The organism is Stenotrophomonas ginsengisoli, assembly GCF_001431485.1.
GTDB lineage: Bacteria > Pseudomonadota > Gammaproteobacteria > Xanthomonadales > Xanthomonadaceae > Stenotrophomonas > Stenotrophomonas ginsengisoli.
In genome coordinates, this window is sequence record NZ_LDJM01000003.1 from 1 (window position 1) to 23636 (window position 23636).

20 protein-coding genes are annotated in these 23636 nt (G+C 66.6%); 10 read left to right on the forward strand and 10 right to left on the reverse strand.

Annotated features, from left to right (window positions below; translation table 11 throughout):
- From ABB30_RS00500 to xerD, 4 genes are all read right to left on the reverse strand, one after another.
- The coding region (locus ABB30_RS00500) for a YadA family autotransporter adhesin (protein WP_275452388.1) at positions 1-1498 on the reverse strand (1498 nt) is incomplete at its 3' end.
- A gap of 363 nt (positions 1499-1861) precedes the next feature.
- Positions 1862-5740 (reverse strand): phosphoribosylformylglycinamidine synthase, encoded by a 3879-nt coding sequence (gene purL / locus ABB30_RS00505; protein WP_057636288.1) that lies wholly within the window; start codon positions 5738-5740, stop codon positions 1862-1864.
- Between the two features lie 114 nt (positions 5741-5854).
- A complete protein-coding gene (locus ABB30_RS00510; RefSeq protein ID WP_057636289.1) occupies positions 5855-6637 on the reverse strand; it encodes a DsbC family protein in 783 nt (260 codons plus the stop codon).
- Between the two features lie 68 nt (positions 6638-6705).
- A complete protein-coding gene (gene xerD, locus ABB30_RS00515; protein WP_057636290.1) occupies positions 6706-7701 on the reverse strand; it encodes a site-specific tyrosine recombinase XerD in 996 nt (331 codons plus the stop codon).
- A gap of 55 nt (positions 7702-7756) precedes the next feature.
- On the opposite strand from xerD, the gene ABB30_RS00520 reads away from it, so the two are divergent.
- On the forward strand, positions 7757-8215 hold the full coding sequence (locus tag ABB30_RS00520; RefSeq protein ID WP_057636291.1) for an RDD family protein: 459 nt from the start codon (positions 7757-7759) through the stop codon (positions 8213-8215).
- 2 nt (positions 8216-8217) lie between these two features.
- Here ABB30_RS00520 and lptG read toward each other — a convergent pair whose 3' ends face one another.
- Together lptG and lptF are read right to left on the reverse strand one after the other, a co-directional pair.
- Positions 8218-9324 carry an LPS export ABC transporter permease LptG gene (lptG, locus tag ABB30_RS00525; protein ID WP_057636292.1) on the reverse strand — a complete coding sequence of 369 codons (1107 nt, stop codon included), beginning with the start codon at positions 9322-9324 and terminating at the stop codon, positions 8218-8220.
- Positions 9321-10400, reverse strand: a complete 1080-nt coding sequence (gene lptF / locus ABB30_RS00530) for an LPS export ABC transporter permease LptF (RefSeq protein WP_057636293.1) — start codon at positions 10398-10400, stop codon at positions 9321-9323. The genes lptG and lptF overlap by 4 nt, the downstream gene beginning before the upstream one ends.
- Positions 10401-10503: 103 nt before the next feature.
- Here lptF and ABB30_RS00535 point away from each other — a divergent pair, with 103 nt between their 5' ends.
- The 5 genes from ABB30_RS00535 (at position 10504) to ABB30_RS00555 (ending at position 16506) form a co-directional block, all read left to right on the forward strand.
- Positions 10504-11982: a leucyl aminopeptidase gene (locus ABB30_RS00535; protein WP_057636294.1), complete on the forward strand. Its 1479-nt coding sequence runs from the start codon at positions 10504-10506 to the stop codon at positions 11980-11982.
- A gap of 80 nt (positions 11983-12062) precedes the next feature.
- A complete protein-coding gene (locus ABB30_RS00540) occupies positions 12063-12491 on the forward strand; it encodes a DNA polymerase III subunit chi (RefSeq protein ID WP_057636348.1) in 429 nt (142 codons plus the stop codon).
- Between the two features lie 12 nt (positions 12492-12503).
- Positions 12504-12692, forward strand: coding sequence for a YqaE/Pmp3 family membrane protein (locus ABB30_RS00545; RefSeq protein WP_057636295.1), 189 nt, complete (start codon positions 12504-12506; stop codon positions 12690-12692).
- A 33-nt stretch (positions 12693-12725) separates the two neighbouring features.
- Positions 12726-15566: a valine--tRNA ligase gene (locus ABB30_RS00550; protein WP_057636296.1), complete on the forward strand. Its 2841-nt coding sequence runs from the start codon at positions 12726-12728 to the stop codon at positions 15564-15566.
- A 115-nt stretch (positions 15567-15681) separates the two neighbouring features.
- On the forward strand, positions 15682-16506 hold the full coding sequence (locus tag ABB30_RS00555) for a DMT family transporter (protein WP_057636297.1): 825 nt from the start codon (positions 15682-15684) through the stop codon (positions 16504-16506).
- An 11-nt stretch (positions 16507-16517) separates the two neighbouring features.
- Here the strand turns inward: ABB30_RS00555 and rimI are convergent, their stop codons facing one another.
- The 3 genes from rimI to pssA are packed head-to-tail and all read right to left on the reverse strand — an operon-like array spanning position 16518 to position 18268.
- Complete coding sequence (gene rimI / locus ABB30_RS00560; protein WP_057636298.1) at positions 16518-17012, reverse strand: ribosomal protein S18-alanine N-acetyltransferase; 495 nt, start codon at positions 17010-17012, stop codon at positions 16518-16520.
- Between the two features lie 4 nt (positions 17013-17016).
- Positions 17017-17499 (reverse strand): hypothetical protein, encoded by a 483-nt coding sequence (locus ABB30_RS00565; protein WP_057636299.1) that lies wholly within the window; start codon positions 17497-17499, stop codon positions 17017-17019.
- 1 nt (position 17500) lies between these two features.
- Positions 17501-18268, reverse strand: a complete 768-nt coding sequence (pssA, locus tag ABB30_RS00570) for a CDP-diacylglycerol--serine O-phosphatidyltransferase (protein ID WP_057636349.1) — start codon at positions 18266-18268, stop codon at positions 17501-17503.
- Positions 18269-18340: 72 nt separating this feature from the next.
- Here pssA and ABB30_RS00575 point away from each other — a divergent pair, with 72 nt between their 5' ends.
- From ABB30_RS00575 to ABB30_RS00585, 3 genes are all read left to right on the forward strand, one after another.
- Entirely contained in the window at positions 18341-18721 is a 381-nt protein-coding gene (locus tag ABB30_RS00575; RefSeq protein WP_057636300.1) for a DUF4124 domain-containing protein, read from the forward strand.
- Between the two features lie 130 nt (positions 18722-18851).
- Positions 18852-20546: a proline--tRNA ligase gene (locus ABB30_RS00580; protein ID WP_057636301.1), complete on the forward strand. Its 1695-nt coding sequence runs from the start codon at positions 18852-18854 to the stop codon at positions 20544-20546.
- 165 nt (positions 20547-20711) lie between these two features.
- Positions 20712-21122 carry an H-NS histone family protein gene (locus ABB30_RS00585; protein ID WP_057636302.1) on the forward strand — a complete coding sequence of 137 codons (411 nt, stop codon included), beginning with the start codon at positions 20712-20714 and terminating at the stop codon, positions 21120-21122.
- Positions 21123-21188: 66 nt separating this feature from the next.
- Here ABB30_RS00585 and ABB30_RS00590 read toward each other — a convergent pair whose 3' ends face one another.
- The gene (locus ABB30_RS00590; RefSeq protein WP_057636303.1) at positions 21189-22448 is read right to left on the reverse strand and encodes a threonine/serine exporter family protein; all 1260 of its coding nucleotides are present in this window, start codon (positions 22446-22448) and stop codon (positions 21189-21191) included.
- Positions 22449-22519: 71 nt separating this feature from the next.
- Between ABB30_RS00590 and ABB30_RS00595 the strand changes: the two genes are divergently transcribed.
- Positions 22520-23635 carry an MlaE family ABC transporter permease gene (locus tag ABB30_RS00595; protein ID WP_245626380.1) on the forward strand — a complete coding sequence of 372 codons (1116 nt, stop codon included), beginning with the start codon at positions 22520-22522 and terminating at the stop codon, positions 23633-23635.
- Position 23636: the final 1 nt, after the last annotated feature.

Below are 23636 nucleotides of genomic sequence, written 5' to 3' on the forward strand. Positions count from 1 at the left end.
TTGGCTGGGATTGCTTGGCCGTGGGGTTGGCGGTGTCAGTGACATCAGCCACTGCATCAGCCACCACATCCAGCTGGTTCTTGTTGACCGCATCGGTACCGGCGCTACCGGCGGCGACGTTGGTGACCTGGCGTTCGGCACCGGCAGCACCAACGGACACGCTGTTGGCGCGATTGGCAACCGAGCCCTGGCCCAGGGCAACGCTGCCGGTGGCCGTGGCATAGGCATCCTGACCCAGCGCCGTGCTCTGCTGGCCGGTGGCCCAGGCATCGGCACCCAGCGCGGTGCCCTGGTCACCCAGCACCCAGGCGCCCGTACCAATGGCGGTGGCCGCTTCCGATTCGATACCGAACAGGCCAAAACCGGTTTCAGCACCGGCACCGATGGCCAGGCTGCCTTCACCTGCCGCCGATGCCATCGAACCGATGGCCACATTGCCGGTGTTGTAGGCCGCGGCGTTGTAACCCACTGCCACGGCTTCGTCGGCCAGCGCATTGGCCACCGCACCGGAAGCCACCGACAGATCACCGGCAGCCTGCGCACCGACACCGGTGGCGGTGGAGGCAAAGCCGCTGGCATTGGCACTGGCACCCAGGGCGGTACCGCCCACACCGGCGCTGGTGGCACCGGTGGTCACCGGCACGCCGCCCACATTGATCAACGGGTTGCCGCTTTCATCCACGGCATTGCCGCCCACGGCCACGGCCGCCGGGCCGGTGGCCTCGGCGTTCTGGCCCACGGCCACCGCGTTCTGGCCGGTGGCCAGGGCGTTGTTGCCCACCGCCATGGCCCCGTCAGCCACGGCATTGGCACCGCCGCCCACGGCGATGGCGCCATTGCCGATCGCATTGGCTGCCTCACCGGCGGCCAGTGCATCCTCGCCATCCACATAGGCGCCGGCATCGCTGTTGGCGCTGCCGCTGGCCTGGAAGTACTTGCTGGCCTGGGCTGCCGAACCGGCTGCAGCAGCAACCGCATCGAGCTGGGCCTTGTTTACCGCATCGGTTGCGGCGGTGCCGGCAGCCACGTTGGTGATCTGGCGCTCACTGCCGGCCGCGCCGATGGACACCGTGTTGGCACGGGTGGCAATGGAACCGGCGCCCAGCGCCACGCTGCCTACCGCCCCGGCCTGGACCACCGTGCCGTGTCCCAGGGCAATGCTGCCTACAGCGCCCGCCTCGACCTTGCTGATGCCACCAATGGCAATTGAATCGGTGGCCAGTGCTTCGGCGGCGCCGTCGACCACGCAGGCATCGCTACGACCACCGGGGGTGCTGCAGTTGGCATTGCTGCCCACTTCGATGCTCTGTGCAAACGCAGAACCGGATGACAACCCCAAGGCCAGCACCACTGCCATGGACAGCGGGCGCAGCACCATCGAGCCAGCCTTGCGGTCATCGACCACACCGCCGCCCCCGGCATGCCCGCAGGCAAGTTCCGATGCGACTACCAGCTGCCCCAGTGCCTTGTTCCAAACCTTGCGATAAATCCGATTCATCGTCACAGCTCCTCAGATGGTGTCCGGCCGGATACGGGCTTTCCCGCTTACCTGACCGACCTTGGTTTTGAGCGTTCGGCGGACCCGCGTCCTGCGAGGGGCGTTCACGAATTGGATGACTAGGTGAATGCAACCGAAACGGTTTGCCGAGTCTGTCCTCTCATTCCGGGCGAGTCAAATAATTGACGGTGATAAGTGGATCGAATGCCGATTCACAAAAAACCTTGATGCCAATCACAGCCAAACCAGTTTTGCAGGCAAAAAAACGCCAACTTCGTCGTTCTTCCACACCATCGCCGAGAAAAGGCAAGAAAAAAGCCCGCCTTGCGGCGGGCTTTTGACACGTCAATTACGGGTGAAGACTCAGCCGCACCAACGGCGTGCATTGGCGAACATCCGCAGCCATGGCGAAGTCGTCCAGTCAGCCGGGGCCCAGCTGAAGTTGACTGCCCGGCTCCAACGCTCCGGATGCGGCATCAGGATGGTGACCCGGCCATCACTGGTGGTCAGCCCCGAGATGCCGTCCGGCGAGCCGTTCGGGTTGAGCGGATAGGTCTGGGTGACCTGGCCATTGCCATCGATGTAGCGCAGGGCCACGGTTGCGGCAGCCTGCTCGGCCTGCGAAGCGAACACCGCGCGGCCTTCACCGTGGGCCACGGCCACCGGGATGCGCGAGCCGGCCATGCCGGCCAGCAGGATCGACGGCGAATCGGCCACTTCCAGCAGCGCGGTACGGGCCTCGAACTGCTCGGACAGGTTGCGGCGGAAAGCCGGCCAGTGCTCGGCACCGGGGATGATGTCCTTGAGCTGGCTCATCATCTGGCAGCCATTGCACACACCCAGGGCAAAGGTATCGGGGCGGGCAAAGAAGGCGGCAAACATGGCACGCAGGGCCGGGCGCTCCAGGATCGAGGTGGCCCAGCCGCTGCCGGCACCGAGCACGTCGCCATAGCTGAAGCCACCGCAAGCGGCCAGGCCACGGAAATCAGCCAGGTCGACGCGGCCCTCGATCAGGTCGGACATGTGCACGTCGAAGGCATCAAAGCCGGCGGCAGTGAACATCTGGCCCATTTCGATCTGGCCGTTGACGCCCTGCTCGCGCAGGATCGCCACCTTCGGCCGGATGCCGCTGTCCTGCTGCGCCTGGGCCACGTTCTGGGCCGGATCAAAGCCCAGCTTCGGCTTCAGGCCCGGGGCGTTGAAGTCCGCCGCCACAGCGGCTTCAGCATCGGCACAGGCCGGGTTGTCGCGCATCTTCTGCATGGCATGAGTGACCGACCACCAGGCGCCGAACAGCTCGTCCCAGCGCCACTGCACCAGCGGCTTGCCCGCTGCCACCACCCGCACCGAGGGCGAATTGGTCGGCTTGGCGATGCGCTGGGCGCATTCGGTCAGGGCATGACGCTCGACCAGGTCGGCAAAGGCGGCGCGGTCTTCGTTGGCCACCTGCACCACCGCGCCGAGCTCCTCGTTGAACAGGCTGCGGAACGGATCATCACCCCAGGCATCCAGGTTGATTTCCAGGCCCTGGCGCGAGGCGAAGGCCATTTCGCACAGCGCGGCAAACGCGCCACCATCGCTGCGGTCGTGATAGGCGCGCAGCAGGCCATCGCGGCGGGCATCACGGATCAGTTCGAAGAAGGCGCGCAGGCGCTGGGCGTCATCGACATCGGGCACCGCCCCGGCGAAGGCCGGCAGGGTCGCATCCTCGGCATACACCTGGGCCAGGATCGAGCCGCCCAGACGCTGCTTGCCAGCCCCCAGGCCGATCAGCCACAGCTCGCTGTCGACCTCGCGGTCCAGCAGCGGGGTCAGCTGCTGGCGCGCATCACTTACCGGAGCAAAGGCGGAGATCACCAGCGACACCGGGCTGACCGATTTTTCGGTCTGGCCATCGGCCTGCCACTGGGCCTGCATGGACAACGAGTCCTTGCCCACCGGAATGGAGATGTCCAGCGCCGGGCACAGCTCCATGCCCACGGCCTTGACCGCGTCATACAGCAGGGCGTCCTCGCCCGGATGGCCACAGGCGGCCATCCAGTTGGCCGACAGCTTGACCGTCTCCAGCGATTCCACCGGGGCGGCGCACAGGTTGGTGATCGCCTCCCCAACCGCCATGCGCGCAGCGGCGGCCGAGTCGAGCAGGGCCAGCGGTGTGCGTTCGCCGATGGACATGGCCTCGCCGGCGTAGGTGTCAAAACCGGCCAGGGTGATGGCCACGTCCGACACCGGCACCTGCCACGGGCCGATCATCTGCTCGCGGGCGGTCAGGCCGCCGACGCTGCGGTCACCGATGGTGACCAGGAAGTTCTTGGCTGCCACCGTCGGGTGGGCCAGCACGCGCAGGCCGGCCTGGTGCAGGTCGATCCCGGCGGTGTCCAGCTGCGGCCAGCGCGGCGCGGCCGGGGTGATGGCATCACGGTGCATCTTCGGCGCCTTGCCGAACAGCACGTCCATCGGCAGGTCGATTGGCGCATCGGCCGGAATGTTGCCCGGGCTCGCACCATAGGCCACGACCAGACGCTCTTCGCTGGTGGCCACGCCGACGGCGGCAAACGGGCAGCGCTCACGGGCGCAGATGGCACGGAAATCTTCCAGACGCCCGGCCGGAATGCCCAGCACATAGCGCTCCTGGGATTCGTTGCACCACAGCTCCAGCGGCGACAGCGATGCATCATCGGTGGGCACGCGGGCCAGGTCGATCACCCCGCCCACGTCCGAATCATGCAGCAGCTCGGGGATCGCGTTGGACAGGCCACCGGCGCCGACATCGTGGAAGAACTTGATCGGGTTGTCGCTGCCCATGGCCACGCAGCGGTCGATCACTTCCTGGCAGCGGCGCTCCATTTCCGGGTTGTCGCGCTGCACGCTGGCAAAGTCCAGGTCCTCGGCCGATTCGCCCGAAGCCACCGACGAGGCGGCACCGCCGCCCAGGCCGATCAGCATCGCCGGGCCACCCAGCACGATGACCAGGTCGCCTTCGCCGAGCTTGATCTTGTCCACCTGGATGCGGTCGATCGCGCCCAGGCCACCGGCCAGCATGATCGGCTTGTCATAGGCACGGGTGATGCCATCTTCGGGCAGCTCGAAGCTGCGGAAGTAACCCAGCAGGTTCGGGCGGCCGAATTCGTTGTTGAACGCGGCGCCGCCAAGCGGGCCGTCGAGCATGATTTCCAGGGCCGGAGCCATGCGCGGGTTCAGCGCACGCGGCGCTTCCCAGGGCCGCGGCAGGGTCGGAATGCGCAGGTGGGAGACCGAAAAGCCGGTCAGGCCGGCCTTCGGCTTGCCGCCACGGCCGGTGGCACCTTCATCGCGGATTTCGCCGCCGGCACCGGTGGCTGCCCCCGGGAACGGGGCAATCGCGGTCGGGTGGTTGTGGGTCTCGACCTTGATCTGGAACGCGCTGGGGAGCACGTCCTCGGCACGGTAACGGCCATCGGCCGGATCCGGGCGGAAGCGTGCGGCCGGCAGGCCGGCAATCACCGCGGCGTTGTCGCTGTACGCGCTCAAGGTGTGCTGCGGGGTCGCCTGGTGGGTGTTCTTGATCATCTTGAACAAGGAGCGCTCCTGCTCCTTGCCATCGATGCTCCAGCTGGCATTGAAGATCTTGTGCCGGCAGTGTTCGGAGTTGGCCTGGGCGAACATCATCAGCTCCACATCCGACGGGTCGCGCCCCAGTTCGGTGTAGCGCTGGCGCAGGTAGGCGATCTCGTCCTCGGCCAGGGCCAGGCCCAGGCGGGCGTTGGCCGCTTCCAGCCCGGCAATGGCAATGCGCTGCAGCTGGCCACGGGCCGGGCTGGCAAACAGCGCGCCGGCAGCGGCAGTGTCGGCCAGCAGGGTCTGGGTCATCGGGTCATGCAGGACCTTCTCCACTGCCGCAGCCACGGCCGGGTTGGCCGGCCAGCCACTCAGCTCGATGCGCAGGCCGCGTTCGACCCGCTCGATGGCCTGGCCGGCGCCACGCACCAGTTCGGTGGCCTTGGACGACCACGGCGAACGGGTACCCAGACGCGGCACCACGATACGGCTGACGGTGCCGGCAGCGGCAGCCGGCGCCGCACTGCCGGCATCCAGCACCCGGCCGAGCACAGCCATGTCCAGCGCGGCCGGATCGGCTGCCTGGACAAAGTAGAGATGACGGGTACCGGCGATACGCAGATCGGCGGCGATGGACTGCAGGCGGGATTCGAGCCGTTCGCTGCGGAACGGGGAAAGGGCAGCTGCGCCCTCGAGGACGATCATGTCCGGCAAACCGTGTTGGGAAACGGCCCACTATTGTAAGCCATCACCGGCACCGAACCATCGACCGGAAGTACTGTCCGGGGCAAGCAAGCCTGCTGCCCCGGACGGGGTCGCTCAGCGCGCGGCCTGGCCCAGCCCTTCCAGGGTGGCCTTGAGCTGCGCCGGCGGCAGGTAGCCACCGAGCTGGCTGCCATCGGCAGCAAAGATGGCCGGGGTGCCGTTCACACCGAGCTTCTGGCCCAGCTCGTAATGCATGGCCACCGGGCTGGTGCAGCTGTTGGCCGGCACCGGCTGGCCGGCCTTGGCGTTGTTCATCGCCGTCTTGCGGTCATCGGCGCACCACACCGACACCATGTCCTTGAAGTCCTGGCTGCCCGGGCCCATGCGCGGGAAGGCCAGATATTCCACCCCGATGCCATTGCGGTTGAGCTCGGCAATGTCCTGGTGCAGCTTGCGGCAGTAGCCGCACTCGGTGTCGGTGAACACGGTCACGGTGTACTTGGCGTTGGGCGGCACGAAACTGATGCGCTGGTCAGCCGGCACCTGGGCCAACAGACCACGGCGGTAGGCCAGCAGGCCCTCGCTGGTGGCCAGGGCGCGTTTGGAGATGTCATACGGCTGGGCCTGCATCAGGAAACGGCCGTCATCGGACACATACAGCACCTGCCCGGACACCACCACCTCACGGAAACCGGCAAACGGCGCAGCGCCGATGTAGTCGGGATTGAAGTTCGGGTCCAGTTCGCCCAGCGAGGCCCGCACCCGGGCTTCGATGGCAGTGGCATCGGCGCTGCTGGCAACAGCAGCGCCGGCAGCGGCGACCGTGGGTGCCGGCGACTGGGCACAGGCGGTCAGGCTGAGGGCGGTAAGCAGGGTGGCAAGCAAGTAACGGGACATTGGTCATCCAACGTTGAGTGAGCGCGCCGATTCTCGCACACCCACGCACAACCACTGCGACCGCCGTCTCATCCGCGCGGATGGTGCTGGCGGTGCAGGTGCTTGAGGTGTTCGCGGGCGACCAGGGTGTAGATCTGGGTGGTGGACAGCGAACTGTGGCCCAGCAGCATCTGCAGCGCGCGCAGGTCCGCGCCGTGGTTGAGCAGGTGGGTGGCGAAGCTGTGGCGCAGGCTGTGCGGGCTGATCCGCTCCGGGTTGATCCCGGCCAGCGCCGCATAGCGCTTGACCAGGCCCCAGTACGCCTGCCGGCTCAGCGGCTGACGTTGCGTGGTGATGAACAGCGGCACATTGCCATTGCCGGCGGCGACCGCCTGCCCGGCGGCCAGCTGCGGCCGGCCCTGCTGCAGGTAACGCTCCAGCCAGTACAGCGATTCAGCCCCCAGCGGCACCAGACGCTCGCGGCTGCCCTTGCCGGTCACCCGCAACACGCCCTGGCGCAGGTTGAGCCCGGTCGCCGGCAGGCCGACCAGCTCACTCACACGCAGGCCGGCGGCATACATCAGCTCGAGCATGGCGCGGTCACGCAGGCCCTCGGCCGTGGCCACCTGCGGCGCGGCCAGCAGGTCGGCAACCTGCCCCTCGCCCACCGCCCGCGGCAGGCTGCGCCCGCGGCGCGGACTTTCCAGCAAGGCGGTCGGGTCATCGCTGCGCAGGCCCTGCCGCACCAGCCGGGCAAAGAACTGGCGCAGGGCCGAAAGCAGGCGCGCGGTGCTGCGTGGCGACCAGCCGTGCTGGCTGCGCCAGCCCAGGTAGGCCAGCACGCCATCACGCTGGAGCCTGGTCAGGCCGCCATCGGCGCCATTGCGCCAGCGCGCCAGCCCTTCCAGGTCGCGCCGGTAGCTGTCCAGGCTGGCCCGGGCCAGGCCCTGCTCGGCCCACACCGCATCCAGGAAGGCGGCAATTGCCTGGCCATCGGCCGGTCCCAGCTCCGGCAAGGCCAACATCAACTGGCGACGCTGGGCCGGGGTGCGGGCCACGTCCTGATGGTCTGCAACGGTATTCATTGCCACACAGGATACGGCGCTACCCAGCATCACGGCAGCACCGTATGCTCGGCCGATGACCCCAGCCAACCCGCCTCCCGCAGCCCTGCTCGTGCGCCGTCTGGCCGCGCTGTTCTATGACTTCTGGGTCTGTGTGGCCCTGTGGCTGCTGCTATCGGCCCTGTTCACCGTGGCCTTCAACCTCAGCGGCCACGCCGCGCGCGAGAACATCGCCCCGTTCAGTGCCTGGCAGTGGGGCCTGTGGGCCTGCTGCTGGCTGGCCACCGGAACCTACGCGGTGATCAGCTGGCGCCGCGGCGGGCAGACCCTGGGCATGCGGCCGTGGAAAGTACGGGTGGTCGATGCCGATGGCCAGCCGGCCACGACCAAGGCACTGTGGCGGCGCTTCGCCTGGGGCGGGCTGTCCTTGCTGCTGGGCGGCGTGGGTTTCTGGTGGGCCCTGGTCGATCACCAGCGCCTGACCTGGCACGACCGCGCCAGCGGCACCCGCCTGCTGCGGGTGCCCAGCGCCTGAACTCAGCCGACCTTGCGCCGGAAGATGAAGCCGGAAATGGCCAGCATCACCAGCGGCGGCAACGCATAGGCAATGCGGTAGTCAAAACGCAGCGCGCCGGCCATGCGGCTGAAGAACATCTGCAGCAACCAGAAGCCCAGCGCAAACAGGATGCCCAGGAACAGGCGCTTGCCCATGCCGCCGCTGCGCAGCGAACCGAAGGCAAACGGCACCGCGGCCAGACACAGGGCGAGCACGTTCAACGGATAGAACCAGCGGCCCCAGTAGTTGTCCTCGTAATCACGCGCATCCAGCCCATTGCGCTTGCGGTATTCGATGCTCGAGCGCAGTTCGGCAGTGGACAGGTTGCGCGGACGGGCCAGACCGGCAGCCAGCGCGGACGGATCCAGCTGTGAATCCCATGCCTGTTGCTCGACCACCTCACTGCTGGCCGAACGTTCGTCCAACCGGTCCCTGCGCACCTGGTGCAGCGACCAGGACTTGCCGTCGTGGCGGGCACTCTCGGCGTGGGTGACTTCGTTGATACGTCCATCGCTGGCCAGACGGTACAGCCGCACCTGGTTGAGTACCAACTCGGTGCCGCCGCCGGCAGACACCCGCTCTTCGCCACTCTGCGCGTTGAGGAAGGTGTCGCCCTCGCGTGCCCACAAGCCGGAATAACGGGCCATGGCCAGGTCGGTATTGGCGCGGGCACTGTTGCGCAGCAGGTCGGCCTTGGCCTGACCCCAGGGGCCGACCGTCTCGCCACTGATCACCATCAAGGCAGTGAGCAACGACAAGGCAATGGCCACCGACAGGGCCAGACGCCGGCGCGACAGGCCCAGCGCCCGCAAGGCGGTCAACTCGGAAGTGGCCGCCAGCTGGCCCAGGCCCATCAGCGAGCCGATCACCGCCGCCATCGGAAACAGGGTGTAGGCCCGGCGTGGAATGGTGTAAGCCACCCAGGCCACCGCGTGGCTCATGGTGTAGCTGCCCTTGCCGATCTGCTCGAACTCACCGGACAGGGACAACACCACGTCCAGCCCCAGCAGCACCGCCCAGGTGGCCAAGACCGTCAGCAGGACAGTCTTGCCGATATACACATCATGCAGTCGCGGCCGCAGGTTCATGCCTTGCCCTTGTTGCGGCCCAGCCGGCCATCACGGAAATACATCCACAGCGCCAGGGCCAGCAGTGGCAAGGTCAACCACCACAGGCCAGCAAAGGCCGGCAAGCTGCCCTTGGCCAGCCACTGGCTGCCGACGATCATCAGGTTCACCCCGAACAGGTAGGCCAGCACGGACAGCATCACCTTGCCGTAGCGCTGCTGACGCGGCGCGCTGCGCGAGAGCGGCACTGCCATCAGGGCAAAGGCCAGGGCCAGCAACGGCGGTGCCAGGCGTGCATGCAGCTGGGCCACCGCCGGCAGGCTGCCATCACCCAGCAGCGCCCAGGTGGAACGCAGCTCCGGGTCATTGGCCTCGCGCCCCTTTTCACGATCAGGCAAGGCCACTTCGTTGGCGGCAAAACGCATCAGCCGGTAATCCAGCTTGCCAGCCAGCGGCCCTTCGATCTGGTGGCCATCTTCCAGACGCAGGAAACGGCGACGCTCGCCTTCCAGATACATATGCCCCCCCTGGGCACTGACCACCTCGAAGCGATCATCCTTCTGACGCTGTACAAATACCTGCCCCAGGCCCTTGCCGTCCTCGCTCAGCGAAGACACATAGACAATGCCACCACCGGACAACGGGGTGAAACGGCCCGGTTCCAGGCCGGCCATCAGCACACTGCGGTTGGCTTCTTCCAGCTGGGTCTGGGCCGTGCGCTGGGCCCAGGGGCCCAACCACAGCGAGCAGGCACCGACCAGCGCCACCACCGGCAGCACCAGCATCAGCACCGGGCGCAGCAAGCGCCGGGGGCCGATACCGACAGCGGTCAGCACCGCCATTTCCGAATCGCGATAGAGCCTGCCTATGGCAAGAGCCAGACCGAGCATCAAGGCCATCGGCACGATCAGGGGCAGATAGGCAATGAATTGCAGGCCCAGCTGGCCCAGCAACAACCCGGCCGGGATCTGTCCGTCGGCAATGCGGCCCAGCAGATCGACCAGCACACCGCCAACGCTGACCACCAGGAGCACGAGCAGGGTCGCCAGAAAACTCTGGATGAAGTCACTCAGCAGGTAACGATCAAGCTTGGACATTGGGTCGGTGGTTTAAACTCTGTGGTTTGGTTCGCGGCGCCCCCGACCACACGGGCCGGGCACAAGCTCGCGATTGTACGGATTTGCCAACGGAATCTGATCAATGGCCCTTCAATTCACCCTGAACACTGTAGCCGCATCCACCGTCGACGCCGACTGCGTGGTGGTGGGCATTCACACCAATGGCGGCCTGACCCCCTCGGCCAGCGCCGTGGACAACGCCAGCAACGGCGCCCTGACCCGCCTGGTCCAGCGCGGCGACCTGACCGGCAAGGCCGGCAGCACCACTGTGCTGCACGATGTGGCCGGCGTCACCGCCCCGCGCGTGCTGGTGGTGGGCCTGGGCGATGCAGCCAAGCTGTCGGCGTCCAGCTACATCAAGGCCATCGGCGCAGCGGTCAAGGCCCTGAAGAGCGGTGCCGCCCAGCGCGTGGCCCTGACCCTGAGCGAACTGGCCGTGCCCGGCCGTGACAGCGCCTGGGCCATCCGCCAGGCGGTGATCGCCGCCGACCATGCGGCCTACCGCTACAGCGCCACCTTCGGCCACAAGAAGGCCGAGACCGGTGGCGTGGCCCAGATCGCCGTGAGCGGCGAGGATGCCGCCGCCCTGGCCACCGGCATCGCCATTGCCGCCGGCGTGGAATACGCCCGCGAGCTGGGCAACCTGCCGCCCAACATCTGCAACCCGGCCTACCTGGCCCAGCGCGCCACCGAATTTGCCGCCGCCCATGACGGCGCCGAGGCTGAAATCCTGGAAGAAGCGCAGATGGAAGCGCTGGGCATGGGCTCGCTGCTGGCCGTGGCCCGTGGCTCGGCCAACCGCCCGCGTCTGGTGGTGCTGAAGTGGAATGGCGCCACCGACAAGACCGCCAAGCCCTACGTGCTGGTCGGCAAGGGCATCACCTTCGACACCGGCGGCGTCAACCTGAAGACCCAGGGCGGCATCGAGGACATGAAGTTCGACATGTGCGGCGGCGCCAACGTCATCGGCACCTTCGTCGCCGCAGTGAAAGCCAAGATGGCGGTCAACCTGGTCGTGGTGGTGCCGGCGGTGGAAAACGCCATCGACGGCAATGCCTACCGTCCGTCGGACATCATCACCTCGATGTCGGGCAAGACCATCGAAGTGGGCAACACCGACGCCGAAGGCCGCCTGATCCTGTGCGACGCGCTGACCTATGCACAGCGCTTCGAGCCGGCCGCCCTGGTCGATGTGGCCACCCTGACCGGCGCCTGCATGGTGGCCCTGGGCCGCGTTGCCGCCGGCCTGATGACCCACGATGACAGCCTGGCCAATGAGCTGCTGGTGGCCGGCGAGAACGTGCACGACCGCGCCTGGCGCCTGCCGCTGTTCGAGGAATACCAGGGCCTGATCGACTCCACCTTCGCCGACGTCTACAACATAGGCGGCCGCTGGGGTGGCGCGATCACCGCCGGCTGCTTCCTGGCCCGCTTCACCGAAGGCCAGCGTTGGGCCCACCTGGACATCGCCGGCGTGGCTGATGAGGACGGCAAGTCCGGCATGGCCACCGGCCGCCCGGTCGGCCTGCTGACCCAGTGGCTGCTGGACCGCGCCGCCTAAAAGCAACACCGGGGTCAGAGTGCAGTTTTGCCTGCAAAAGGCACTCTGACCCCCTTCCCTTTCCCTCTTCTTCCCGTGACCTGATGCGCGCCGACTTCTACCTGATCGCCAAGCCGCGTTTTGCCGGCCAGCCCCTGCTGCTGGTGTGCGAGCTGTGCCGCAAGGCCAATGACGCCGGCCTGGCGACCCTGGTACTGGCGCGCGACAGCGCCCAAGCCGAGGAACTGGACGACCTGCTGTGGTCGTTCAACCCGGATGCCTTCATCCCGCACCAGATCGCCGGCAGCGACGAGGACGAGGAAGAAGCCGTGGTGCTGATTGCCGCCCCCGGACAGGAAGCCGGTGCGCCCCGGCCGCTGGTGATCAACCTGCGCGATGCGGCCTGGATGCAACCCTGCGACCGGGTGCTGGAAGTGGTGCCTGACGACTCGTCCGCGCGCGAACCGCTGCGCGAGCGCTGGCGCCAGTACAAGGCCGCCGGTTATGCGCTGTCCAAACATGACATGTAAGGACACCCGCCCATGCGCCTGTTGATTGCCATCGTGCTGCCGTGGTTTGCATTTTTCACCATCGGCCGCCCGTTTGCCGGCATCCTCTGCCTGATCCTGCAGATCACCCTGATCGGCTGGCTGCCCGGCGCCATCTGGGCCGCCTATGCTGTCAGCCAGTACCACACCGATAAAAAGATCGCCCAAGCGCTCAAGCGCTGAGACGACCCCCTCCTTACAAAGACTGTTGCGACCATGACCACCCTCGCCTCCAGCTACGATCCCAAATCCTTCGAAACCGCCCTGTACGAGGGTTGGGAGAAGGCCGGCCACTTCAAGCCGTCCGGCCAGGGCGAGCCCTACACCATCCTGCTGCCGCCGCCTAATGTGACCGGCACCCTGCACATGGGCCATGCCTTCCAGCAGACCCTGATGGACGGGTTGATCCGTTACCACCGCATGCGTGGCTACGACACCCTGTGGCAGGTGGGTACCGACCACGCCGGCATCGCCACCGAGATGGTGGTCAGCCGCAACCTGGCCCTGGAAGGCAAGGGTGAGACCCGAGATTCGCTGGGCCGCGACGGCTTCATCAACAAGGTCTGGGAGTGGAAGGCCCACTCCGGCAACGTGATCGAAGGCCAGATGCGCCGCCTGGGCACCTCGGCGGACTGGTCGCGCTCGACCTTCACCATGGACGCAGGCCCGAGCGAGGCGGTGATCGAGTCGTTCGTGCGCTGGTACGAACAGGGCCTGATCTACCGTGGCCAGCGTCTGGTCAACTGGGACCCGGTGCTGAAGACGGCCATTTCCGACCTGGAAGTGGAGAACGTGGAGGAAGACGGCTTCCTGTGGTCGATCCGCTACGCCCTGGCCGATGGCGCCACCTATGAGCACGTGGAAACCGACGCCGATGGCGTGGAAACCCTGCGCGAGGTGCGTGATTACCTGACCGTGGCCACCACCCGCCCGGAAACCCTGCTCGGCGATACCGCCGCGATGATCCACCCGGAAGACGCGCGCTATGCCCACCTGATCGGCAAGGAAGTGATCCTGCCGATCACCGGCCGCCGCGTTCCGGTGATTGCCGATGACTACGTGGACCGTGAGTTCGGCACCGGCGTGGTCAAGGTCACCCCGGCCCATGACTTCAACGACTACCAGGTCGGCGTGCGCCACAACCTGCCGCTGATCAACCTGTTCACCGTCACCGCCAGCCTCAACGAGAACGCCCCGGCCAAGTATCAGGGCATGGATCGCTACGAGGCGCGCAAGGTCATCCTGGCCGAGCTGGAAGAGGCCGGCCTGCTGGTCGAGGCCAAGCCGCACAAGCTGCAGGTGCCGCGTGGTGACCGTACCGGCCAGGTGATCGAGCCGTATCTGACCGACCAGTGGTTCGTGAAGATGGACGGCCTGGCCAAGCGTGGCCTGGAGCTGGTGGAGTCTGGCAAGATCCAGTTCGTCCCGGGCAACTGGATCAACACCTACCGTCACTGGATGGAAAACATCCAGGACTGGTGCATCTCGCGCCAGCTGTGGTGGGGCCACCGCATCCCGGCCTGGTTCGATGAAGCCGGCAAGATCTATGTCGGCCGCAACGAAGCCGAAGTGCGTGAAAAGAACAGCCTGGGCGCCGATGTGGCCCTGAACCAGGACAGCGACGTGCTGGAGACCTGGTTCTCCTCGCAGCTGTGGCCGTTCTCCACCCTGGGCTGGCCCAATGCCGAGGCGATGGTCGAACGCGGCTTCGAGCGCTACCTGCCGTCCAACGTGCTGGTCACCGGCTTCGACATCATCTTCTTCTGGGTGGCCCGCATGATCATGGCCACCGACAGCTTCACCGGGCAGATCCCGTTCAAGGACGTCTACATCACCGGCCTGATCCGCGACGGCCAGGGCCAGAAGATGTCCAAGTCCAAGGGCAACGTGCTCGATCCGCTGGACATCATCGACGGCATCTCGCTGGAAGATCTGGTGGCCAAGCGCACCCGCGGCCTGATGCAGCCCAAGATGGTGGAGAAGATCGAGAAGGCCACGCGCAAGGAATTCCCGGAGGGCATCATCGCCCACGGTGCCGATGCGCTGCGCTTCACCATTGCCGCGCTGGCCACCCACGGTCGTGACATCAAGTTCGACATGTCCCGCGCCGAGGGCTACAAGAACTTCTGCAACAAGCTGTGGAATGCCAGCCGCTTCGTGCTGATGAACACCGAGGGCGCCAGCTTCACCGGCACCCCGACCCCGCGCACCGATGCCGAGCGCTGGATCCTGTCGCGTCTGGACGCGGTGGCCACCGAAGCGGCCGGCCATTTCGCCGGCTACCGCTTCGACCTGCTGGCCCAGTGCCTGTACGAGTTTGTCTGGAACGAGGTCTGTGACTGGTTCCTGGAACTGAGCAAGCCGGCCCTGCAGGGCGACCTGAGCAGCGAACAGGCCCGTGCCGATGCCGATTCCACCCGCCACACCCTGCTGCACGTGCTTGAAGCCGTACAGCGCCTGCTGCATCCGCTGACCCCGTTCGTCACCGAGCAGCTGTGGAAGGAAATCGCCCCGCGCCTGGGCATCACCACCGAGACCCTGTCGCTGCGCCCCTACCCGGTCGCCGGTGAAGTGGCCGGTGACTTCGCCGGCGCCGAAGCCGACGTGGAATGGCTCAAGTCCATGGTCAGCGCCCTGCGCCGCGTACGCAGCGAGCTGGGCGTGTCGCCGTCCAAGCAGATCGGCCTGCTGCTGCAGGGCGGCGTGGCCGCCGACCGCGGCCGCATCGAGCGTTTCTCCTCGCAGCTGCGCTTTTTGCTCAAGCTCGAATCCATCACCTGGCTGGCCGATGGCGAAACCTGCCCGCCGGTGGCCCCGGCCGTGGTCGGCGAGCTGAAGCTGCTGGTGCCGCTGGAAGGTCTGGTCGACCTGGACGCCGAGCGCGTGCGCCTGGACAAGGAAATCGCCCGCGTCGCCGGCGAGAAGGACAAGAGCGAAGCCAAGCTGGCCAAGTTCACCGACAAGGTCCCGACCGCGGTGGTGGAACAGGAGCGCGTGCGCCTGGCCGACTGGAGCACCCAGCTGGCCGGCCTGCAGGAGCAGCGCGCCAAGCTGTAAGCCCATGCGGGCACCCGGCAGCCTGCCCCGCCCTGCGGCGGCAGGCTGCCTCCCCCTGTTGCCGACCGCCGGCGCCCATTACCCTTGCCTGCACAACCGCAGCACAGGCCGACGCATGTCACTCGGGGTTTTCTGTACGGTGCTGTTTGCCGCCATGCTGCATGCCAGCTGGAATGCGGTGGTCAAACAGGGCAGTGACAAGCTGCTGACCACGGTCCTGCTGACCAGCTTCGGCGCCCTGCTGTCGCTGCCCTGGTTGCCCCTGCTGCCGTTGCCGGCCGGTGCCAGCTGGCCATGGCTGGGCTTGTCCGTGGTACTGCAGGTGGCCTATTACCTGCTGATCGCCCGCACCTACCAGACCGGCGAGATGAGCCTGAGCTATCCGCTGATGCGCGGCGTGGCCCCGCTGTTGGTGGCCATGGCCGGCAGTGTGCTGTTTGCCCAATCCCTGCCTGCGGCCAGCTGGGTCGCCATCGGCCTGATCTGCGGCGGCATCCTGCTGCTTTCCATCGGCAAGCAACCGCGCGGCATGCTGCTGCCGCTGGGCATCGCCTGCCTGATCGCCACCTGTACCCTGGTCGACGCCCACGGCGTGGGCCTGTCCGGGACCGCGTTGGGCTACAGCCTGTGGCTGTTCGTGCTTTCTGCCCTGCCCCTGCTGTTGTGGGCGCTGCTGGCACGCCGGCCGCAATTGCATGCTCTGGCCAGGCAACAGTGGCAACAGGGACTGTTGGCCGGATTTGGCTTCACTGCCTCCTGTGCCATTGCCCTGTGGGCCATGACCCAGGCGCCAGTGGCGATGGTGTCCGCGCTGCGCGAAACCTCGATCCTGTTCGCCCTGCTCATTTCCACGATCTGGCTCAAGGAGCAGGTCAGCATCCAGCGCCTGCTCTCGGCCGGGCTGATCATCGGCGGCGTGGTGATGCTGCGGCTGGGCTAGCCAGAGCCCGCTTACAGCGGCGGCATGCAGGTGATGTCGTCGTCCAGCAGCTCGATGGCCATCACGATCGCATCCTCGCGCCCGTTGTTGGCGGCCGGGTAATAGCGCGGCCGACGGCCGATCTCGTTGAATCCTTCGCTCTGGTACAGGGCGATGGCAGCCGTGTTGGACGGGCGCACTTCCAGAAACACCCGCTGCGCCTTCTGCTTGCGGGCGCTGCCCAGCAGGGTACGCAGCATCAACCGGCCATGCCCGCGCGATTGCACCAGCGGGTCAACACAGACATTGAGCACATGGGCTTCGTCTGCAGCCACGCTGAGCACACCATAGCCGATGATCTGACTGCCCTGCTCCAGCACCCAGGCGCTGTAGCCGGAGGACAGGCAGTCGGCAAAGATGCCGCGCGACCACGGGAACGGATAGGCGCGCAGCTCGATGGCCATCACCGTGTCCAGGTCATCGGCACGCATGCAGCGCAAGGCCGGGGTATAGGCAGGATGCGGCATGGGGTCAGTGCGGGTTGCGTTGACGACGCAGGGCACGCAACTGCGGCCACAGCGCACGCTTGGACGCCGGGTTGGCGCGCAGTTCGTCCAGCGGCCAGCTGGCCATCAGGGCCTGGGTGGCCGGGTCATTCGGGTTCTGCCTGGAGGCACGCAACAGGGCCAGCATCAGCCGGTCCGGCATGCCGGCAATGCGGCCTGCGTTACGCCGCGGCGGTCGCGCCGCCGGGGTGCCGAGACTGGGAGCCGGCACCGGCGGTGACACCGGCAAGCGTCGCGGCGCACTTGCCGGCGCTTCGCTGTCGGCCATCGGCGCGGCACGGCGACGCTCGGCAGCCGGGGCCGGAGCAAGGTTTTCGAACGCCGGTACCGGACGTGCGGCAGGTGCCGGTGGCCAGGCAATGGTCGAGGCCTCGGCATACACCGTCAGCCCCATCGCCCCCAGCCAGGCATGCTGTTCGCTGCTCCACAGCACCGGCTCGTCACCCATCTCAGGCCGCCTCGGCCTTGCGCCGGTTGAGCACGGCCATCACCGGGCCGGACAGCGCGTACAGCACGCCGACAGCCAGCAGGGTGCGCGGCAGGTCCAGGGCCATGATCGCCAGGATCACCGGCACCAGCACCAGGGCCATGAACGGCACCCGGCCACCACGCGGGCCTTCGGCACCGCCCTTGAAGCTCCAGAAACGGATCCGGCTGACCATCAGCAACGCCGCCACGATGCTCACGGCCAGGGCGACATAGCGCAGCTGTTCGCCGCTCCAGCCCAGGTTGCCATCGGCAAAGGCCCAGACAAAGGACATCATCAGCCCGGCCGCGGCCGGGCTGGCCAGGCCGACGAACCAGCGCTTGTCCACGCTGCCGACCTGGGTGTTGAAACGGGCCAGGCGCAACGCGGCGCAGGCGGCATACAAAAAGGCCACTGCCCAGCCCAGACGGCCCACGACCACACCGTCCAAGGCCAGCGAGGACAGTGCCCAGTGGTACATCACCAGGGCCGGGGCCATGCCGAAGCTGACCAGGTCGGCCAGCGAGTCGTACTGCACACCGAATTCGGAACTGGTGCCGGTCAGGCGCGCAACCCGGCCGTCAAGCCCATCCATGACGGCGGCCACGAACACCGCGATGGCGGCATTGACGAAATCGCCATTGGCCGCGGCGATGATGGCGTAAAAACCGGCAAACAGCCCACCGGTGGTGATCAGGTTGGGCAACAGATAGATGCTGCGCGAACGCGGCGGGGTGTGAATTGGGTCCATGATCAAAGTGTAATCCCTTGCCAGCCTGCTGGGGCAGTGGTGCAATCGGGGGATCACGCCGGAGGAACCTGCATGCGCGCCCTGACCCTGACCCTTCCCCTGCTGCTGGTGGCCTCCCTGGCCCAGGCGCAGTCCAGCACCGTTTACCAGTGGAAGGACGCCAACGGCGTCACCCAGTATTCGGAGCGCCCGCCGACCGGCCGCTCGGCCGAATCGCGCCGCATCAGCCACCGCGGCGACATCGGCGAGGCCGTACCGGCCACGACCGCCAGCGAAGCACCGGCCTGCACCAGCGCACGCAGCAACCTGGCCCTGCTCAATGGCTCCGGCGCCATCGGCCGCGATACCAACGGCGATGGCGTCCCGGATACGGCCCTGACCGCAGAACAGCGCCAGACCGAAAAGCAGCAGGCCGAGAAGGACGTGGCCAACTTCTGCCCGTCCGCCGGCTGAAACCGGCAAGTTTCACCGCCAGACCCGGCAATGGCCCCGCCACAAGCGGGGCCATTGGTTTTGGGCTGATGTTTCCCGCCACCGCCGGTGCGGTGGCAAAATACCCCCACAGTCCAACCCAGACAGCCCCATGCGCCTTTCCCAGTTCCACCTCCGCACCACCAAGGAAACCCCCGCCGACGCCGAGCTGAGCAGCCACAAGCTGATGCTGCGTGCCGGCATGATCCGCAAGCTGGCCTCCGGCCTGTACAGCTGGTCGCCGCTGGGGCTGCGCGTGCTGCGCAAGGTTGAAACCATCGTGCGCGAGGAAATGAACCGTGCCGGCGCGGTGGAACTGCTGCTGCCCACCATCCAGCCCAAGGAGCTGTGGGAAGAAACCGGTCGCTGGGAAAAGTTTGGCGGCCAGCTGCTGAAAATCGCTGACCGCAAGGCACAGGAATATTGCTACAGCCCCACTGCCGAGGAAGCGATCACCGATTTTGCCCGCCAGGAACTGTCCAGCTACAAGCAGCTGCCGGTCAATTTCTACCAGATCCAGACCAAGTTCCGCGACGAGATCCGTCCGCGCTTCGGCGTCATGCGTGCACGCGAATTCCTGATGAAGGATGCCTATTCCTTCCATCTGGATGACGCCAGCCTGGTGGCCGAATACGAAAACATGAAGGCCGCCTACACCCGGATCTTTACCCGTCTGGGTCTGGAATTCCGCGCAGTGCAGGCCGATTCCGGCGCCATTGGCGGTGATGCCTCGCAGGAATTCCACGTCATTGCCGATTCCGGCGAAGACGCCCTGGCATTTTCCACTGCCTCCGATTACGCGGCCAACGTCGAAGCGGCCGTGGCCGCCGAACCGGCGCCGCGCCCGGCCGCCAGCCAGGCCATGGACAAGGTCGCCACCCCGACCCAGAAGACCTGCGAGGCCGTGGCCGGGCTGCTCGGCCTGGCCCTGGAGCGCACCGCCAAGTCGGTGGCGATCATGACCACCACCGGCCAGTTCGTGCTTGCCCTGGTGCGTGGCGACCATGACATCAACGACATCAAACTCGGCAAGCTGGAAGGCATGGCCGATTATCGTCTGGCCAGCGAAGCGGAAATTGCCACCCATCTGGGCGCCGAACCCGGTTTCCTCGGCCCGGTCAATCCGGTCCAGGCCATCCGCGTGATTGCCGACCGCGAGGTCGCCGCGCTGGCTGATTTTGTCGTGGGCGCCAATGAAAATGGCTTCCACCTGACCGGTGTGAACTGGGGCCGTGACCTGGCCGAGCCGGAAGTGGCCGATATCCGCAATGTGGTTGCCGGCGACCGTGCTGCCGACGGTGGCGAGCTGAAACTGGCCCGCGGCATCGAGGTCGGCCATGTGTTCCAGCTCGGCCGCAAGTATGCCGAAGCCCTCAAGGCCACCGTGCTGGACGAGAACGGCAAGGCCCAGGTCATGGCCATGGGCTGCTATGGCATCGGCGTATCGCGCATTGTGGCGGCGGCCATCGAACAGAATCACGATGAGGCCGGCATTATCTGGCCAGAATCGATGGCTCCGTGGCAGGTCGTGGTGTGCATGATCAACCCGAAGCAGGACGCGGCGGTGACCGAGGCGGCACAGCAGCTGGTAGCCGACCTGCAGGCCGCTGGTCTGGATGTGGCACTGGATGATCGCGGCCTGCGTCCGGGCTCGATGTTTGCCGATATCGAGCTGATCGGCATTCCGCACCGCGTGGTGGTTTCCGAGCGCGGCCTGGCCGCCGGCAGCTACGAATACCGCAGCCGTCGTGCCAGCGAAGCCGAAAATCTGGACCGCGCCAGCCTGATTGAACGCCTGCTTGGCTGATCGTTTTCCGGGAAAACAGTGACCGCCGTCTGAATATTCCGTCTCTTCACACCATATTGCCGGTATTGTCCGATTTAATCGGCTAGGCATTTAGTGATCAGACGGTTATTCTCACCGCGCTGCCACGGAATGGCACCACCATATTTCTCATCTCCTGGAGTAGCCATGAGTTTTGATATCAACAGCCTCAACGGTCTGAGTGCCCGCGAGCTGAAGACCCTGATCCGTACCGCCACCAAGCAGCATGAACTGGCTGCCAAGCGTCCGGCTGCCGGCACCGTTCGCGCACAGATCAACAAGATCCTGCGCGAGAGCGGCTATTCGATCAACGAACTGTTCGGCGAAGACGCACCGGTTCCGGCCAAGCGCGGCCGCAAGCCGGGCACCAAGGTTGCCGCAACCAAGAAGGCTGCCGCCAAGAAGGGCGCCAAGAAGGGCAAGAAGACCGGCGTGGTGGCTCCCAAGTACCGCGACCCGGCCGATGCCGCCAACCAGTGGACCGGTCGTGGCAAGCCGCCGCGCTGGATGGCCGCCTACCTGGCCAAGGGCAAGAAGAAGGAAGATTTCCTGATCTGATCGCCCACACGGTCAATAAAAACGCCGGCATTGCCGGCGTTTTTTATTATCCGCAAACCGGCGACTTTACAGATTCTGGTTTTTACGCGCCGGCAGCAGCAGGTTGCCGAACAGCAGCCCGGCCACCAGGGCCATGACCACGCTGAGCACGGTGATGAAGGCACTCTGCCCGGCCACCATGTCCTGGCGCTGGACCAGATCCATGACCCCGCGCAGGCTGGTGCTGCCGGGCACCAGGATGATGATGCCGGGCAGGCGCACGATCGCGCCCGGACGCTTGAGCACGCGGCCGAACAGGTTGCCGGCGGCGGTGAGGATCATCGCGGCCAGGAAGATGCCGGCCATCGCACCCCATGCCCTGCCGGCATAGGTGGAAACGGTGAAGCCGACAAACACCGCGGCAATCACCCATGGCCAGTCACGCAGGCTGGCCTTGAACACCATTGCAAAGGCCACCCCGGCCACGCCCAGTGAGGCCCACTCCACCCAGTCCGGCTGTGGCCGCAGCGCGCGCACGTCCGGCTCCATGCCCAGGGCGCTGGCCAGGTTGACTGCAATCACCGCCCCCACGGTCAGCTTGAGCACCGTGGTCAGGGCACCGGCAAAACGTGCGGTACCCGATACCCAGTGCTGGCTGGACAGCTCGTTGACCGCATTGGTCAGCACCAGACCGGGCAGCAGCACCACCAACGAGGCAATGATCACCGAGTTCAGATTCAGCGGGCCAATGAAGGCGGCCACCGCCACCGCCACAAAACCGGCCAGCAAGCCGGACAAGGCCTCGCTGGCTTCGCGGGTGGCGACCCGGCGATCGGCCCACAGGGTGAGCAGCCCACTGAGCAGGCCGATCACACCGGCCGTGGCGATATCCAGCCAGGGCAAGCGCCACAGCCCGGCCACGGCCGCCGAGGTCAGGCCGAAGGACAGGGCCAGGAACACCCCATCGCGCCGGCGCGGCGGGCGGTCCATCTGGCGCAGCGCGGTATGCCCCTGGGCAACACTCATGCGCCCGTTGGCCACCGCCTCGGCAATGCGGTCGGCCTCGGCCAGCTTGTGCAGGTCATTGTCGCCGGGCCCCAGGCGGATCACGCGGGTGATGTCCGATGAGCCGATCGCCTTGGTCGGATCGGAAAAGCTCAGGATCAACCCGGTCGGGTTGGACCAGGGCTCGCAATCGAGCACCAGTTGCTGGGACAGGGCCACCACCGCCGACTCCAACCGCTGCGCGGTGGTGCCATAACGGTGCAGGCGCGCGGCGATTTCGCAGACAAAGGCCACGCGCTGGGCGTAGGTGGCCTGGCTGACAGGAACGGTGCTGGCTGACATGGCGCGATTATCCCGCACACAGGGCTCATGCTTCACCTGTCTGGCGCACAAACTGCGGCTATGCTTGCACGGTGACCGAACCTGCCGCCCATCTGCCACCCCATGCTGAACTCGATGCCGCCGGCACGCTGCATCTGCGCGGGCGCTGGGTACTGGGCAATGCCGGCGACATGCAGCGCACCAGCGACGCCGTCGCCGCACCGATCCAACGGATCGACGCCCGCCAGGTCGGCGCGCTGGATTCGGCCGGCGTGCTGCAACTGCTGCATCTTCTTGATGCCCACGGCCTGCAGGCCAGCCAGCTGCTGGTGGCGCCCAACCACCAGGCCCTGCTGTGCACCATCGAGGAAGTGGCCGATGACCGCCCCAGCCGCGGCCGCAGTTATGGCCTGGATGCCGCATTGGCGCGTCTGGGCAAGGCCGTGCATGGCAGTGCGCAGGATGTGGTCGCCCTGGTCGGTTTTCTGGGCGAAAACCTGGTCAAGCTGGGTCGTCTGACACGGCAGCCCAGACGCTTCCGTCTCACCGCCACGGTCGCGCAGATGGAACAGGTGGGGCTGGATGCGGTCCCCTTGATTGCCTTGCTGTCGTTTCTGGTCGGCGCGGTGGTGGCCTTCCTCGGCTCGACCATCCTGCGCGACTTCGGCGCCGAGATCTTCGTTGTCGAGCTGGTCAACATTGCCTTCCTGCGCGAATTCGGCGTGCTGCTGACCGCCATCGTGCTGGCCGGGCGTACCGCCAGTGCCTTCACCGCGCAGATCGGGGCCATGCAGTCGCGCGAGGAAATCGATGCCATGCGTGCGCTGGGCCTGGATGTGATCGACCTGCTGGTCCTGCCACGGCTGATCGCCATGCTGGTGATGCTGCCGCTCCTGACCTTCATCGCGATGATCGCCGGCCTGGCCGGTGGCGTCACCGTAGGCGCCTATGCGCTGGACATCCCGCCACAGATGTACCTGGCGCGCATGCACGACACCATCGAACTGCGCCATCTGCTGGTCGGCCTGGCCAAGGCCCCGGTGTTTGCGGTGGTGATCGCCCTGATCGGTTGCCTGGAGGGGCTGAAGGTCACCGGTACCGCGCAGTCGGTCGGCGAGCGCACCACCGCCTCGGTGGTGCAGGCGATCTCGCTGGTGATCGTGATCGACGCGTTCGCGGCGATCTGGTTCATGCAGATGGACTGGTGAG